Annotated in this window: 12 protein-coding genes; 11 read left to right on the forward strand and 1 reads right to left on the reverse strand. The window is 38.5% G+C overall.

Going from position 1 to position 16,873, the window contains the following annotated elements:
• Positions 1-78 precede the first annotated feature (78 nt).
• The 11 genes from OPU68_RS15265 (at position 79) to guaA (ending at position 15,263) form a co-directional block, all read left to right on the forward strand.
• Entirely contained in the window at positions 79-2,235 is a 2,157-nt protein-coding gene (locus OPU68_RS15265) for a glycoside hydrolase family 97 protein (RefSeq protein ID WP_498474819.1), read from the forward strand.
• Positions 2,236-2,474: 239 nt separating this feature from the next.
• Entirely contained in the window at positions 2,475-3,470 is a 996-nt protein-coding gene (locus OPU68_RS15270) for a bile acid:sodium symporter family protein (protein WP_498474820.1), read from the forward strand.
• 194 nt (positions 3,471-3,664) lie between these two features.
• Positions 3,665-5,512 (forward strand): glycoside hydrolase family 13 protein, encoded by a 1,848-nt coding sequence (locus OPU68_RS15275; protein WP_498474821.1) that lies wholly within the window; start codon positions 3,665-3,667, stop codon positions 5,510-5,512.
• Positions 5,513-5,532: 20 nt separating this feature from the next.
• Complete coding sequence (locus OPU68_RS15280) at positions 5,533-6,348, forward strand: KilA-N domain-containing protein (protein ID WP_498474822.1); 816 nt, start codon at positions 5,533-5,535, stop codon at positions 6,346-6,348.
• Positions 6,349-6,351: 3 nt separating this feature from the next.
• Positions 6,352-6,867 carry a nuclear transport factor 2 family protein gene (locus OPU68_RS15285; RefSeq protein WP_498474823.1) on the forward strand — a complete coding sequence of 172 codons (516 nt, stop codon included), beginning with the start codon at positions 6,352-6,354 and terminating at the stop codon, positions 6,865-6,867.
• A gap of 24 nt (positions 6,868-6,891) precedes the next feature.
• On the forward strand, positions 6,892-8,274 hold the full coding sequence (locus tag OPU68_RS15290) for an MFS transporter (protein WP_498474824.1): 1,383 nt from the start codon (positions 6,892-6,894) through the stop codon (positions 8,272-8,274).
• 131 nt (positions 8,275-8,405) lie between these two features.
• The gene (locus OPU68_RS15295; protein ID WP_498474825.1) at positions 8,406-9,935 is read left to right on the forward strand and encodes a GMC oxidoreductase; all 1,530 of its coding nucleotides are present in this window, start codon (positions 8,406-8,408) and stop codon (positions 9,933-9,935) included.
• Positions 9,935-11,110: an MFS transporter gene (locus OPU68_RS15300; protein WP_498474826.1), complete on the forward strand. Its 1,176-nt coding sequence runs from the start codon at positions 9,935-9,937 to the stop codon at positions 11,108-11,110. The genes OPU68_RS15295 and OPU68_RS15300 overlap by 1 nt, the downstream gene beginning before the upstream one ends.
• A gap of 137 nt (positions 11,111-11,247) precedes the next feature.
• A complete protein-coding gene (locus tag OPU68_RS15305; protein WP_498474827.1) occupies positions 11,248-11,964 on the forward strand; it encodes a pirin family protein in 717 nt (238 codons plus the stop codon).
• A gap of 193 nt (positions 11,965-12,157) precedes the next feature.
• Positions 12,158-13,396: a phosphoribosylamine--glycine ligase gene (purD, locus tag OPU68_RS15310; protein ID WP_498474828.1), complete on the forward strand. Its 1,239-nt coding sequence runs from the start codon at positions 12,158-12,160 to the stop codon at positions 13,394-13,396.
• Positions 13,397-13,733: 337 nt separating this feature from the next.
• The gene (guaA, locus tag OPU68_RS15315; RefSeq protein ID WP_498474829.1) at positions 13,734-15,263 is read left to right on the forward strand and encodes a glutamine-hydrolyzing GMP synthase; all 1,530 of its coding nucleotides are present in this window, start codon (positions 13,734-13,736) and stop codon (positions 15,261-15,263) included.
• Between the two features lie 69 nt (positions 15,264-15,332).
• On the opposite strand, the gene OPU68_RS15320 is transcribed toward guaA, so the two are convergent.
• On the reverse strand, positions 15,333-16,841 hold the full coding sequence (locus OPU68_RS15320; protein WP_498474830.1) for an FMN-binding glutamate synthase family protein: 1,509 nt from the start codon (positions 16,839-16,841) through the stop codon (positions 15,333-15,335).
• Positions 16,842-16,873 lie beyond the last annotated feature (32 nt).

Genomic DNA, 16,873 nt, shown 5'->3' on the forward strand with positions numbered 1-16,873 from the left:
TCCCGATCTAATAATTAAAGTGTTGCCTAGTTGCAACACTTTTTTTATATTGTAACACATATATAAACCTTAAAAAAAATGAAAAAATTCACCATTGGAGCAGCTTTGCTCTCTATGATGTTTACAGGAATCAATGCCCAAAGTTTAAAGTCTCCGGACGGCAAATTCGAAGCAAATTTTAAACTGAAGAACGGCGTTCCATTTTATAATTTAAAGTATAATGGAAATGTTGTTGTAGAAGATTCCAAATTAGGATTGAGACTTTTCAAAGACTCATCCATCAAGTTCGCTTCCGAGATTGCAAAACCGGAAGATGCAAGTTTTGACCTCAATAACGGCTTCACAAAAACATCCGAAAAAAGAGATTCCAAAAACGAAACCTGGCAACCAATTCTTGGCGAGAAAAAGAATTATATCAATGATTATAATGAGTTGGCGGTAACTCTTAACCAAACTTCGTCTGACAGAAGCATCGTTATCAAATTCAGATTGTTCAACGACGGTTTAGGTTTCAGATACGAGTTTCCTCAACAGAAAAACCTGAATTATTTCGTCATCAGAGAGGAAGATTCCGAGATTGATTTTCCAACCGATATGAAAGCCTGGTGGATTGTTGCAGACTACGATTCTCAGGAATATCAATACCAAACCACAAAAATATCTGAAATCCCAACGCAATGGCCAAAAGCTTTTGACTCAAACGCATCTCAGACTTTAATCAAAAATGCAGTTCAGTCACCTTTGATGTTGAAAAAAGAAGGCAAAGATCCACTTTACGTGAATGTTGGTGAAGCAGCAGTTCTGGATTATCCGGCTTCTCATTTGGAAGTGGACGCTCAGAATTTCAAATTCAAAACACACTTGACAGCCGACAGACAAGGCGCAAAAGGCTATATCCAAACGCCATCTACAACACCTTGGAGAACCATCATCGTTTCCCCAAAAGCGGAAGTGGTAATGGATTCCAAAATGATGTTCAACCTGAACGAACCTACAAAATACAAAGACACATCTTACATCAAACCAACCAAATATATGGGCGTTTGGTGGGAAATGATTATCGGAAAATCCCAATGGGCATACTCTACAGCAGAAAATGTTCACATCGGAAAAACCGATTTCTCCAAATTGACACCCAACGGAAAACACGCCGCCAACAATACAAAAGTCAAAGAATATATCGACTTCGCTTCTGCAAACGGTTTCCAAGGGTTGTTGATAGAAGGCTGGAACACAGGTTGGGAAGATTGGTTCGGACATTCCAAAGAATTCGTTTTCGATTTCATCACGCCTTATCCGGATTTCGATTTGAAGATGTTGAATGATTACGCCCATTCCAAAAACGTAGATTTGATTATGCACCACGAGACCTCAGGCTCCGCTTCAAACTATGAAAGATGGTCTGACAAAGCCTTTGAAACGATGAACAAATACGGTTACAAATCTGTGAAAACAGGTTACGTGGGCGATATCATCCCAAGAGGCGAGCACCATTATTCGCAATGGACCATCAACCATTATTACAGAATTGTAGAAAAAGCTAACGACTACAAAATTATGGTCAACTCCCACGAATCCGTTCGTCCTGGTGGAGAAAGCCGTACTTACCCGAACTATATTTCTGCAGAAGCCGCTCGTGGAACAGAGTACGAAGCATTCGGCGGAAACAAGCCAGACCATCAGACAATTCTTCCTTTTACAAGATGGATGGGCGGTTCTATGGACTACACGCCGGGGATTTTCCAAACCAAATTGGACTACTATTTCCCAGGCGACAAACGTTTCGTTCAGACGACTTTGGCGAAACAATTGGCGCTTTACGTCGTGATGTATATGCCTCTTCAGATGGCGGCAGATTTACCGGAGAATTACGCTAAACATATGGACGCATTCCAGTTCATCAAGGACGTTGCGGCAGATTGGGACGACACCAAAATCCTTTCCGCGGAACCCGGCGATTACATTCACACGGCGCGTAAAGCAAAAGGAACCGAAAACTGGTTTGTTGGCGGCGTTACCGACGAAAATGCTAGAGATTACACCGTAGATTTCTCATTCCTTGACAAAGGCAAAAAGTACGAAGCGACAGTTTACGAAGACGGTAAAGATGCAGATTACATCAACAATCCGCAGAGTTACAAAATCTACAAAAAGACAGTGGACAGCAAAACCAAACTTCCAATCCATTTGGTAAGAAGCGGTGGTTACGCCATTTCCCTGAAACCCATAAAATAATAAGAAATTCCCCTTCCCTGAACGGGAGATTTTCGAGCTTGTTCGGAAATCGGGGGGGGAGTTTTTTTAGGAGCTTAATCCCGCTTTCCGCTATTACTCCTCGCGCCAAAGCTTTTTCCAAGGCTTGCTGTGGGGTAACCGCTGCAATCGGGGCTATGGGTTTCTACTTCAATCAAAACTTTGTCAGAGTTTAACGCTTTGACAAAGTTTTTCTTAATTTTTTTTCAAAATCCTCTGGTATGAATTGGATTTCCAAACTTTTCAACAAACAAAATATCTTTCTTTTCCTTCTGATTGGAATGGTCATATTGGCGAAAGTCATTCCCTTCCACGAATCCTACAACCAGTATTTCAATCTGGCAGGATTCATAGATTGGGGAATTGCAGGGATTTTTCTGTTGTATGGACTGAAACTTAATCTGAAAAAAGTTGTAAAAGACGTCTCCAACTGGAAACTGCATTTACTGATTCAATCAGGGACTTTTATCATATTTCCATTGTTGGCATTGATATTTTATCCGTTTTTGAAAGATACGCCTTACTACAATATTTGGCTGTCAGTTTTCTTTTTGGCAAGTTTACCTTCCACGGTTTCATCTTCAGTTGTAATGGTTTCTATCGCAAAAGGAAATGTCACTTCAGCGATTTTCAATGCATCCATTTCAGGAATTATTGGTATTGTGATGACACCACTTTTGATGAGTTTTTTCCTGACATCAAATGGAGAAGGCGGAAATCAATCCGAAATCATCCAGCAATTATTATTGAAAGTTTTGCTACCAATCATTTTAGGGGTTTTGCTTAATCCAATTTTCAAAAAATGGGTAACGAAATATGCGAATGTCATTTCAGAATTTGACAAACTGATTATCTTAATGATTGTTTACGAAAGTTTTTCAACAGCATTTATAGAAAATATTTTCGTTTCTGTGCCTTCATTTGTGTTCGTTGCTTTGGCTTTGAGTGTTGTCTTTTTGTTTTTCGCAACCTATTACATTCTGAAATTCATCGCCGAAAAACTGAACTTCAAACCAAAAGATGTCATCACCACAACATTTTGCGGTTCCAAGAAATCTTTGGTTCACGGAAGTTTATTCCTCTTGGTTTTAGGAATTCCGGATGAGCAGAAAGTTTTGTTTTTGCTACCGGTAATGATCTATCACAGTTTCCAATTATTCTACGTAAGTTGGCTCGCTAACAAAATTGCTAAGAGAGCAGAAATTGTTGAAATTTAAATCAATATAAAAACATAATTATTTACTTTTAATAATTTAGGAAGTAACGATAATCTTTGATGAGTTTTACGCCTTTGTGAACCTTAAAAACAGTTAGATAATAAAAAAAATCTTTGTGGACTTTGTGTTCAAATTTAAAACTCAATGAAACAAAATTTTGCTTAAATTTAATATAGACCTTAAAAAAATATTTTATGAAAAAAATAATCACATTTTCTTCAATCATCCTTTCTTCCATTTTCTATTCTCAGGTTCAGAAAGTAGAACCTGCATTTTGGTGGAGCGGAATGAAGAATCCGGAACTTCAACTCCTGGTTTACGGAAAAGACATCAACAATCTTCAACCCGAATTCTCCAACGGAATCAAAATCAAAGAAGTTAAAAAAGTTGAAAACCCAAATTACCTTTTCGTAACCATCGACACCAACGGAATTCAGCCCGGAAAAACAAAACTGAATTTCAAAAACGGAAACAAAACCGTCAAAACCATCGATTACGAATTCAAACAAAGACAACAGAATTCTGCAAACAGAGATTCTTACACTTCGTCAGACGTAATGTATCTGGTAATGCCGGACCGTTTCGCCAACGGAAATCCGAAAAATGACAATACACCAGACACAGCCGAGAAATCTGACAGAACAAAAACTGGCGGCCGTCACGGCGGTGATATTGCCGGAATTGTAAAAAACCTGGATTATCTAAGTGAATTGGGTGTTACCACACTTTGGAACACACCTTTGCTGGAGGATAACGAGCCAAGCTTTTCTTACCACGGCTACGCACAAAGCGATTATTACAAAATCGACCCACGCTACGGAACCAACGATGATTACAAAAATCTGGCGGACGAACTTCACAAACGCAAAATGAAACTTGTGATGGATTATGTTACAAACCATTGGGGTTCAAAAAGTTGGATTATCCAGGATTTGCCTTCCAAAGATTGGATTCATTATTGGGAAGAAGGTAAGAATGGTTTCCAGAGAAGCAATTACAGAATGACCACGCAGTTCGATACCAATGCAGCAAAAGTGGACGAAGCCGCTTGTATGGACGGATGGTTCGATACAACAATGCCGGATATGAATCAAGGTAATCCAATGGTTGTCAATTATATGGCTCAAAATGCGATTTGGTGGATAGAATACGCTGGCCTTGACGGACTTCGAGTTGACACTTATTCTTACAACGACAAAAAAGGAATCGCAGAATGGACAAAACGCATCACAGACGAATACCCAAAATTCAACATTGTTGGTGAAGTTTGGATGCAAGACCAAGCTCAAATGGCGTATTGGCAGAAGGATTCCAAAATCGCAGCGATAGAAGGCTATAATTCTCATTTGCCTTCTGTAATGGATTTTACATTGTTTGATGCCGTTGGGCAGGCTTTCAAGGAAGAGCCAGGCTGGGATGCAGGAATGCAGAGAGTTTACGGGAATTTTACCAATGATTTCCTTTATCCGGACATCAATAACATCTTGGTCTTCGCAGAAAATCACGATACGAACAGATTGAATCAAACCTATCCAAAAGTTGAAGATTACAAGTTAGCGATGAGCTTGATTTTAACCGTTCGTGGCATTCCGCAATTGTATTACGGCTCCGAAATCGGAATGGCCGGTGACAAAGGAAAAGGCGGTGACGGCGAGATTCGTCAGGATTTTCCAGGTGGTTGGGCTGGTGATAAAAACAACGCTTTCACAAAATCGGGAAGAACGGCTTCTCAAAGTGAATACTTCGATTACACCAAAAAAATCCTAAACTGGAGAAAAGGAAATGAGGCGATTCACAAAGGAAAAACCTTGCATTACATTCCGAATAATAACGTTTATGTTTATTTCCGTTACACCGATAACAAAAGGGTAATGGTGGTCATCAATAACAACAAAGAAACCCAAAACCTTGATTTGAAGCGTTTTTCCGAAGGTCTTAATAATTTGACAAAAGGAAAGGACATCCTTTCTGACAAAGATTTTGATTTGAAAACAAATTTGTCTGTCGCTGGAAAATCTTCATTAATTTTAGAGCTTAAATAAAATTAGTTTATCGTTCTGAAATGGCGAAAAATAAAAAAATACAAGTCGAAGGAAAAGAAATAACTGTTATTCTTGATAATGAACAAGAATATGTTTCACTGACCGATATGCTGAAAGCTAAAGATGGTGACTTTTTTATTTCGGATTGGTTGAGAAATAGAAATACAGTTGAATATCTTGGGATTTGGGAATCTGTATATAATCCAGATTTTAATTATGGCGAATTCGCCACAATTAAAAGTCAAGCTGGTTTGAATAGTTACAAACTAAGTGTAAAAGATTGGGTCGAAAAAACAAATGCGATTGGGCTCAAAGCTACAGCTGGACGATACGGAGGAACTTATGCTCGTCCCGATATTGCTTTTGAGTTTGGAATGTGGATTAGTCCGCAGTTTAAAATTTATTTGATTAAGGAATTTCAGCGACTCAAAGATGATGAGAATAGCCGACTCAATCTCGAGTGGAACTTACAAAGAACCATTTCCAAAATCAATTATCAAATTCATACCGATGCCATCAAAGCTAATTTGATTCCTAAAGAAATTACGAAACAACAGACAGGTTTTGTGTATGCGAATGAAGCAGATTTGTTGAATGTTGCACTTTTTGGAATCACGGCCAAAGAATGGAGAGATAAAAATCCTGAGAAAAAAGGAAATATTCGAGATGAGGCAACATTAGAACAATTGGTAGTTTTGAGTAATCTGGAAAGTATCAATGCATTATTTATACAGCAAAATCTTTCTCAAAATGAAAGACTTGTTCAACTCAACAAAGTAGCCATCACTCAAATGAAATCCTTACTCGAAAATAATAAACTTAAAACCTTAAAATAGATTATGAAAAAATATTTGTCTCTATTACTTTTTCTAATTCTATCTGTTTCAATTTCTCTTTCTGCCCAGAAAAAAGGCTTCTACGAGAATGTTCAGAAAAAGAATATCAACAAATTACTGGATGATTTCAACACGCTTGCAGCCAATGCAGATTTTGAAAAATACTTTGATTGTTTTGCGGAAGAATCAACTTTCATCGGAACAGATGCGACAGAAGTCTGGAACAAAAAAGAATTTAAAGAATGGGCAAAACCATTTTTCGACAAGAAAACAACCTGGAATTTCAAATCCTTAAAACGAAATATCTATTTCAGCAAAGACGGAAATTACGCTTGGTTTGATGAAATTCTTGATACCCAAATGAAAATCTGCCGAGGTTCCGGCGTTGTCGAAAAAATCGGTGGAAAATGGAAAGTGAAACAATATGTTCTCTCTGTAACGGTTCCAAATGAAGTAGTGGATGAAGTGGTGAAAATAAAATCACCAATTGAAGACGCTATGATTCAGAAATTAAAATAGACCTTAAAAACCTTAAAATATAAAATGACAAAAAAAATTAAACCAAATCTCTCCATCGCTCAGATTATCAATATGAGTATGGGATTTTTGGGAATCCAGATGGCCTTTGGATTGCAAAACGGAAATGCGAGCCGTATTCTCGCAAACCTTGGTGCTGACGTTCACGAGCTTTCTTGGTTCTGGTTGGTGGCGCCTGTTACAGGGCTGATTGTGCAACCAATCATCGGTCATATGGGCGACAACACTTGGAGTCCGCTTGGCCGTAGAAAACCGTACTTTTTGATTGGTGCCGTTCTCTGTGCGATTGGATTAGTTCTCCTTCCAAACGCAGCTTCCGTAACGCATATGATTGCTGCGAATGTTTTGTTGCTTGCCGTTATTTTCCTTGCGATGATGGACTTTTCTGTCAACATTGCAATGGAACCTTTCCGAGCTTTAGTCGGTGATATGTTGCCGAAACATCAGGGAACATTAGGTTTTTCAATCCAAACCATTTTGATTGGAATTGGAGCAGTGATTGGTTCGGAAATGCCAAATTGGTTAACGAAATTAGGTGTTTCAAATGTAGCAGCAGAGGGTTATGTGGCAGATAACGTTATTTATGCATTTTATGTTGGCGCAACTGTTTTGATTGTTTCGATTCTTTACACGATTTTCACAACCAAAGAATATTCTCCAGCAGAGTTTGCAGAATTCGAAGGTGGAAAAGAAGTGGCAGAAGAGCATTCCAAATTCTCTGATATGTTCAAAGACTTTGCGAATATTCCAAACCTGATGAAGAAACTGGGAATCGTTCAGTTCTTTTCTTGGTTTGCGCTTTTTACAATGTGGGTTTTCACAACCAGCGCTTTGGCAACACATCATTTTGGACTTTCTCCGGAGGATACTCACTCAAAAGCTTTTAGCACGGCTGGAGATTTAACAAATCATTTATTTGGAATGTATAATTTATTTGCAATTCCTTTTGCGTTTCTACTTACACCAATTGCTAAAAAGATTGGCAAAAAACAAACGCACGCATTAGCTTTGGCAAGTGGAGGTTTAGGTCTGATTTCTATGTACTTCATCAAAGATACTTCGATGCTTTGGATTTCGATGGTAGGATTAGGTTTTGCTTGGGCAAGTATTTTGGCGATGCCTTACGCAATGTTGATAGATGCTATTCCACAAAGAAAAATGGGCGTTTATATGGGGATTTTTAATTTCTTCATTGTTGTTCCACAAATAATCAACGGTGTTTTCGGAGGACCAATAGTTTCAAAACTGTTTGGAAATATGGCCATTGATTATGTTGTGGTTGGTGGCGCTTGTATGTTATTGGGCGCATTGATTACTTTGATTTTCATCAAATCTCAGGAAGAAACACCAAAAGAAATTGCAGAAGAAATTCAGCAGGTTCATTTTTAAAATAAAATAGATTTATAATATAAACCATCCAGATCGGGTGGTTTTTTTGTTTGAAATTTAATCAAAATTTAAGTTTTTATTAAGCTAAATTCCTATATAAGTCTCTAACTTAGTTTCTTTAAATTATTAAAATGTACGACATCATTATCATAGGTAGCGGCGCTGGCGGTGCAACTATGGCTTATCAACTCGCAAATACTGGAAAAAAAATACTTGTTGTAGAAAGAGGTGATTTTGTACCAGTGGAAAAAGAAAACTGGGATTCTGTTGAAGTTTTCCAGAAGAACAGATATACAACTACGGAACTGTGGCTGGATAAGAATGGTAACGAATTCCGCCCCGGTATGCATTACAATGTCGGTGGAAATACCAAATTTTATGGCGCAGCATTATTCAGACTTAGAAAAGAAGATTTCCAGGAAATCAAACATTTCGGTGGCACTTCGCCTGCATGGCCAATCCAATATGAAGATCTGAAAAGTTATTATCTGGAAGCAGAACAACTCTATCACGTTCACGGAAAAAGAGGGAGTGATCCTACGGAACCATTCGATGCTGAGCCTTATCCAAATCCGCCCTTGCCTCATGAACCAAGAATCCAGGAGATTTTTGATGAATTGAAAAACTATGGTTTACATCCTTTTGAACTGCCCGTTGGTGTTAATTTTAAACCACATCAAACTGCAAATGCGCCTTACACACTAGATCGTTTCGATGGTTTTCCCGATGCATCAGAGAGAAAAGGCGATGCGCATCTTTCCGTTTTAGCAAAAGCTTTGGAATATCCCAATGTAGAATTGGCAACCAATACAAAAGTTCTCAAACTGAATACCGACGCTTCGGGAAAAAGGATTTCTGAAATTGTGGTTGACCAAAATGGAGAAATTAAAACTTTGTCTGCAGATTTGATTGTTCTTTCCGCCGGAGCGATCAACTCTGCCGCTTTGCTTCTGAAAAGCGCCAGCGAAGGGTTTCCAAATGGCTTGGCTAATAGTTCGGATCAGGTCGGTCGAAATTATATGTTTCATCAGAACACAGCTTTGGTGGCTTTGTATACAGAAAAGAACCATTCGAAATTTGGAAAAACTTTTGGAATTAATGATTTTTACCACGCCAATCGCGGTTACGAATTTCCGTTGGGTCATATCCAGATGTTGGGGAAATCTGACGAACATCAGATTGCAGCTGACAGTCCGGTTCCTGCGCCGGGATTCACTTTCGAGTTGATGGCAGAACATGCTGTAGATTTTTGGCTGACTTCCGAAGATTTACCTGATCCGGAAAATAGAATAACGGTGGAAAATGGACAAATCAAAGTTTCTTACAAACCGAATAACCAAAAAGGTCACGATCTGCTGAAGCACGAACTCGTACAAGCGCTGAAACATTCCGGCAAATTTAATTCGTTTTTCTTCAAGGGGATTTACTTTAGCAAAGGCATTGGAATTGCTTCTCCGGCACATCAAAATGGAACGACGAAAATGGGAACAGATTCTTCAACTTCTGTAGTTGATACGTATTGTAAAGCCCACGATCTGGAAAATCTGTATATCGTAGACGGAGGTTTTTTTGTTTCGAGTGGCGCTGTGAATCCGGCTCTTACGATTGTGGCAATGGCTCTGAGAGTAGGAGAACATCTTAAAAATAATGTTTTGAAATAATGGATTCCAGGACATTCAAAATCGTCATTATCTTCCTTTTAGGGTTTCTTACTGGAGTTAATTTTGTAATATTTCCGGCGTTGGCTCCGGTTTTGACAGATCAGTCTTTGTTTGGATTATCGGCTTCGCAGTTCGGTAATCTTTTTATTCCGCAGGTTATTTTTATTACGATATCTTGTCTCGTTACACCATTTTTAGTCAATAAATTTGGTACGAAAATAATATTATCGTCAGGGATTTTATTAATGATATTGTCAACAGCAATATTATGGACATTGCAATTTTTCTTGAATGATAAAGCAATTCTTTTTTACAGTCTGTTGATTTTGGTGGCAATGACAGGCTTTGGATTTGGACTTTCCATCACGACGCTCAATCCTTTAGCAGCAAGTTTATTCAATGAAAATAAAACTTCAGCCATTCTGGTTTTGCAATTTTTGGTAGGTTTGGGAACATCAACTTCACCTTTTATGATGGGTTTGATTTCTGATATAAAAGATTGGATTTTCATTCCGGCAATTATTTTTGTGGCGGTGCTCGTTAGTTTTATATTATTAATGTTTATCAAACTGGAAAGTGGCGATATTTTTCAATTACCAAAACAATTTAAAATTCCATCAAAACTTTGGCTTTTCTTCATTACGATTGTTTTATATGGATTTTTGGAAGGAACTTTTGGAGGATTCGGATCTGTCATTCTTAAAAATTTAGGACTGGATAACAGCAGTGCTTCTGTCGGTTTGTCTCTGTTTTGGGGCGGAATTGCAGTCAACCGATTGTTATTTGGAATTTTCTCAAAACGGTTTGATCTTTCAAGGATGTTTTTGATTTCTCCTTTGTTGGTGGGAATTTTACTTTGGCTGTTAATTTCTTCATCTTCAGCTCCCATAGTTTTAAGTTTGATGGTAGCGATTGGTTTTTTTATGGGATCATTGTTCCCGGGAAGTATTGGCTGGGCCACGATGGAATTTCCAGAACTTGCGGTTTTGGTTTCAGGATCAATGATGGCTGCAAATCAGATAGGAACCGGAATGATGACCAATACATTGGGCGCTTTTCAGGACAATTCAGATCTATTCTCAGACATTTTAAAATATTTGAGTTTGGTTACAGTACTTATTTTTGCTTTATTTCTATTCCTCAGGAAAGATTCTAAAATGGAAGAAGCGTTTTAATCCTTTAAAGTTTGTCATCCTGAGCTTGTCGAAGGGCTCAACTCACAGAACCGTTCTTATCGTACATCAATGTGCAGGGATTTTGAAAGCTGGAAATTTGTGTCATTAAAAAGTCTAACAAATTAAATCAATTTAAAATGAAAACAGTTTATCATAAATCAGACAGCAGAGGCCACGCAGATCACGGTTGGTTGAAAAGCAAACATACATTTAGTTTCGCCGGTTATCAGAATCAGGAGAGAAATAATTTCGGAGTTCTAAGAGTCTTGAATGACGATTTTGTAGAAGGAAGTATGGGTTTTGGAAGACATCCGCACCGCGATATGGAAATTATTTCTATTCCGTTGGAGGGCGAATTGAGACACGGCGACAATATGGGCAATTCAGGAATCATCAAAAAAGGCGATATCCAGGTAATGTCTGCCGGAACAGGAATTATGCACAGCGAGGAAAATGCCACGGAACAACCGGTGAAATTCTTACAAATCTGGATCATCCCAAACAAAACCGACGTCACTCCACGATACGACCAGGTAAGCATTGAAGAAAATTCTGTTCAGAATGATTTTCAGCAAATCCTTTCTCCAAATGCTGATGATGCGGGCGTTTGGATTCATCAGGACGCTTGGTTCAATTTGGCTAAGTTTGACAAAGGTTTTTCTAAAGAATATAAAATCCATAAAGCTGGAAACGGCGTTTACGCTTTTGTTATCAAAGGTTCTGCAAAAATTGGAGATCAGATTTTGAATGAAAGAGACGGATTAGGAATTTGGGATACAGAAAGTTTTGTTTTGGAATCTACCGCAGATTCAGAAATATTATTGATGGAAGTTCCAATGCAATTGCCTCAGTAATATCAAAATTTATAATTTTTTTAAGAAATTCCTCCATAAAGGGTACAGGATTTGTCCTCAAAAAATCTTAAATTTGGCACTTTAAAAATGTTAAACTGAGAGCAGAAAGAAATACAGGTAAGGCAAGTTTTTCTTCAAAATAAAACTTGATTACAGATCTTTCTTCTGATAAAAAAATATTAAATACCAACAGATGAGATTACTTATTGTAGGAAATGGTGGCCGTGCTTCAGCCTTAGCCTTGAAACTGAGCGAAGACAGCAGAATTACAAAAATGTATTTTGCACCAGGAAACGCCACTACCGAAAAATTAGGCGAAAATATCAACGAGAGTGATATATTGGCACTTAGAGATTTTGCAATTCAGCACAAAGTGGATCTTACCATTGTAGGTCCGGAAGCTCCTCTTGTAGAAGGGATTGTGGACGAATTCAAAAAAGTAGATCTCAAAGTTTTCGGTCCTTCAAAAAAAGCAGCTTCTCTGGAAGGCAGCAAAGCTTTTTCTAAAAAATTTATGCAAAATTACGGCATCAAAACAGCAAAAGCGGTTGTTTTTGATTCGTATGTAGATGCAAGAGAATATTTGCAGAAGCAGGAATATCCTTTAGTAATCAAGGCTAGCGGATTGGCTGGAGGAAAAGGTGTGGTGATTGCAGACGATCTAGAAGAAGCAGAAGGAACGATTCACGATTTTATGATCAAAAGAATCTTTGGAGATGCAGGTATTCAGGTTGTGATCGAGGAATATCTACAAGGTTTTGAAGCTTCGATCATCGGAGTTTCCAATGGTGAAAAAATATTCCCTTTCGTAGCTGCAAAAGATTATAAAAAAGCAGGAAACGGCGACAAAGGTCCTAACACCGGCGGAATGGGTTCTGTGGCACCAAGCCCTGAATTTACAGAAGCACACAATCAGGATTTCATTCAGAATATTATGACGCCAACGGTTGAAGGTCTTAAAAAAGAAGGCCTTAACTTCAAAGGATTTATATTTTTCGGTTTGATGATCACCAAAAACGGAACTTACCTTCTGGAATACAATATGAGATTGGGAGATCCGGAAACTCAGGTTCTTTTGCCACTTTTGGAGAACAATCTTGTGGATGTGATCGAGGATTGTCTTCACGGAAAAGAATTGGATCTTAAATTTAAAAACAAGAAAGCCGTTTGTCTGGTAATGTGTTCAGGAGGTTACCCAAAAAACCACGAGACAGGATACGAGATTACAAACGTAGATAAAGTTAAAAACAGCACGCTTCTCTACGCCGGAGCAGATTACAGAGGAAGCAGAGTGGTTTCCACAGGTGGTAGAGTTCTGAATCTTGTCGCACTTGGCGACACGTACGAAGAAGCTCGAAAAAAGGTTTACGAAGACGCACTTCCTGTGAAATTTGATTACGCGTTTTACAGAGACGACATTGCGAAATTTTAAAATACCGAGAGATGTTGGGCAACCAATGTCTCTTTTTTTTAGGAGCTGTTTTACTATGTTGAACAGTTTTTAATAAAAATTTTATGGAGCTGTTTCCCGCTTTCCACTATATCTTTTTTTGTTACAACATTTGTACATAAAAAGAAAGTGATCAAAAAACAAAAAAAGGATGCCGTTGCAATCGGGGCTAGTTTGCAATTCGGAAACTTAATATGGAATAAAATTTATTATATGTCTTCGAGAGCCTCAGCCTGACAATCACAGAAAATACAGCACATTGTCACACTGAAGTTTTTCAAAGCACATCACTTATCAATCATCATTTATCATCAATAAAATGAACAACGGAATTATCATTTTAGACTTCGGTTCACAGTACAACCAACTTATCGGCAGAAGAATCCGTGAGATGGAAGTCTATTCAGAAATATTACCATTCAACACACCATTGTCCGACATTCTGGACAGGAAACCAAAAGGCATCATCCTTTCCGGCGGACCAAGTTCTGTGAATGCAGAAAATGCACATCTCGTAGACAAAGCACTTTACGAACAGGGAATTCCGGTTTTGGGAATCTGCTACGGAATGCAGTTGACTGCGCATCTTTTAGGTGGAAAAGTTGCTAAAGGCGAAAAGGGCGAATATGGAAAAGCACATTTGGAAATCGTTAAAGAAAATGAATTGTTAAAAGGTGTTTACCAAAACTCCATTGTATGGATGAGCCATTTTGATGAGGTTTCAGAATTGCCAGTCGGTTTTGAACTCAATGCAAAATCCGGCGTTATTGCTTCCATTTCAAATCCTGAAAAGAAAATCTACGGCGTTCAATTCCATCCGGAAGTTTCACATTCTGAGGAAGGAGGAAAGATGCTGGAAAATTTCGTTTTTGGAATCTGCAAAGCAGAAAAAAATTGGAAACTGACCAATTACATCGAAAAAACCGTTGCAGAAATCAAAGAAAAAGTGGGTGACAACAAAGTCATTTTGGGACTTTCCGGAGGCGTAGATTCTTCCGTTGCCGCAGTTTTGATTCATAAAGCAATTGGTGATCAGCTAAATTGCATCTTCGTAGATACCGGACTTTTGAGAAAAGACGAAGACAAAAAAGTAATGGAAAATTACGGTAAGCATTTCAAGATGAACATCAAATTGGTAGAAGCTTCTGAAAGATTCTTATCCAAATTAGCCGGCGTTGGCGACCCGGAACAAAAAAGAAAAATAATCGGTAACGAGTTCGTTCACGTTTTCGATGAAGAATCTAAAAAAATTGAAGGCGCAAAATTCCTCGCTCAAGGAACAATCTATCCTGACGTCATAGAATCTCAATCGGTGAAAGGACCTTCAGCGGTAATCAAATCGCATCACAACGTTGGCGGATTGCCCGAAGAAATGGATTTCGAATTGTTGGAACCATTAAGAGAATTATTCAAAGATGAGGTGAGAAAAGTAGGAGAGGAATTGGGTATTCCACACGAATTGGTTTACAGACATCCGTTTCCTGGCCCAGGTTTGGGAATTCGAGTTTTGGGAGAAGTGGATGCTGAAAAAGTGAAAATACTACAAGAAGCTGACGATATCTTTATTGAGGAATTGTACAAAAATGATCTTTATGAAAAAGTATCCCAGGCATTCGTGGTTCTGCTTCCAGTAAAATCTGTTGGAGTAATGGGAGACGAGAGAACTTATGAATACACAGCTGTCGTTCGCTCTGCAAACACAATCGATTTTATGACTGCAACCTGGAGCAGACTGCCTTACGAGTTTTTGGATACGGTTTCCAGCAGGATTATCAATGAAGTTAGAGGAATCAACAGAGTTGCTTACGACATCAGCTCGAAACCACCTGCTACTATTGAGTGGGAATAAATATAATTAATAAATTATAAAAGATAAATCCAGCAATTTTTTTGCTGGATTTTTTTTAACTACAAGTCATTATCGTTTCCTCACATTCTCCAAAATATCAGGAAAATAAGTATCAGAAAGATGTTCAAACTCGTCGCCTCGCATAAACATAGATGCATCTACCTGATCATAAGATTCTCGTCCCGCAGCTGCAATCAGTTCGTTGCAAGTGTGCAAAGTATTTTTATGGAATTGGTAAACACGTTCTGTTTTGTCATTGGTATCAAGTCCTTTTATCAGCATTTTATCCTGCGTTGCCACGCCTGTCGGACAAGTATTTGTATTGCATCGCAAAGCTTGGATGCAGCCTAAAGAAAACATAAAACCTCTGGCATTATTGCAAAGGTCAGCGCCCATTGCAACAGCTCTCAGAATATCGAGCGATGTCAAAACTTTTCCACTGGCGATAATCCTTAATTTATCTCTTACTTCATAATTAATCAAAGTTCTGTTGACGAAAATCAATGCTGGTTCCAAAGGCATCCCAACGCCGTCTGAAAATTCTGGTGGTGCAGCTCCGGTTCCGCCTTCTGCACCGTCTACTGTGATAAAATCCGGATAGATATTCAGGATATTCATCTGTTCGCAAATATCTTCAAACTCTTTGGTGTCGCCGATGCAAAGTTTGAACCCAGTTGGTTTTCCGCCAGACAGATCCCGAAGTTGCTGAACGAATTTTAATAAACCTTCGGCATCAGAAAATGCACTGTGGGATGGCGGCGAAAGAATAGTTACACCAGGTTTTACGTGACGAATGGCTGCAATCTCCGGTGTATTTTTCACAGCTGGCAAAACGCCGCCGTGGCCTGGTTTTGCACCTTGCGATAATTTGATCTCAATCATTTTCACATTTTCCAGATTTGCATATTTAGTAAAGAGTTCGGCATCAAAATTTCCGTCTTCATTTCTGCATCCAAAATAGCCTGTTCCGATTTGCCAGCAAAGATCGCCGCCTTCCAAATGATGTGGCGAGATGCCGCCTTCGCCCGTGTTGTGATAGAAATTTCCTTTTTTCGCACCTCGGTTCAAAGCCATCTGAGCACGATCACTCAAGGCTCCAAAACTCATTGCAGAGATATTAAACAATGAAGCATTATAGGGTTGTGTGCAGGCTTCACCACCAATAGTCACTCTTGGTAATTCTTCTTTCGGATGTTTAGCGTAGATAGAATGTTTAATACCTTCGTATTTTCGGTGATTAATTTCCAGCTGCGTTCCGAATGGCACAGTGTCGCTCACGTTTTTAGCGCGGCGATAAGCAGCAGATCTCTGATGTCGTGGAAATGGTTTACCATCGGTCTCTCTCTCAATAAAATACTGCTGAATCTCCGGCGAAATACCTTCGAATATAAATCGGAAATAACCAAAAACCGGGAAATTTCTTAGAATGGCATGTTTTGTCTGGTATGTATTGTAAATTCCTAAAATGTATAAAAATGTCAGGAAAATCGGAATCCAGTAGTGTGCTTTTATAAGCAAAGCTGTAGTCCAGGTAACGATCAATACAACGATTCCCCAAAAAATGAATTTATTTCTCATAATGTTTTTTTTGAATTTTTTTAATTGGTATT

It is taken from the genome of Chryseobacterium sp. TB1-D10 (genome assembly GCF_059803555.1).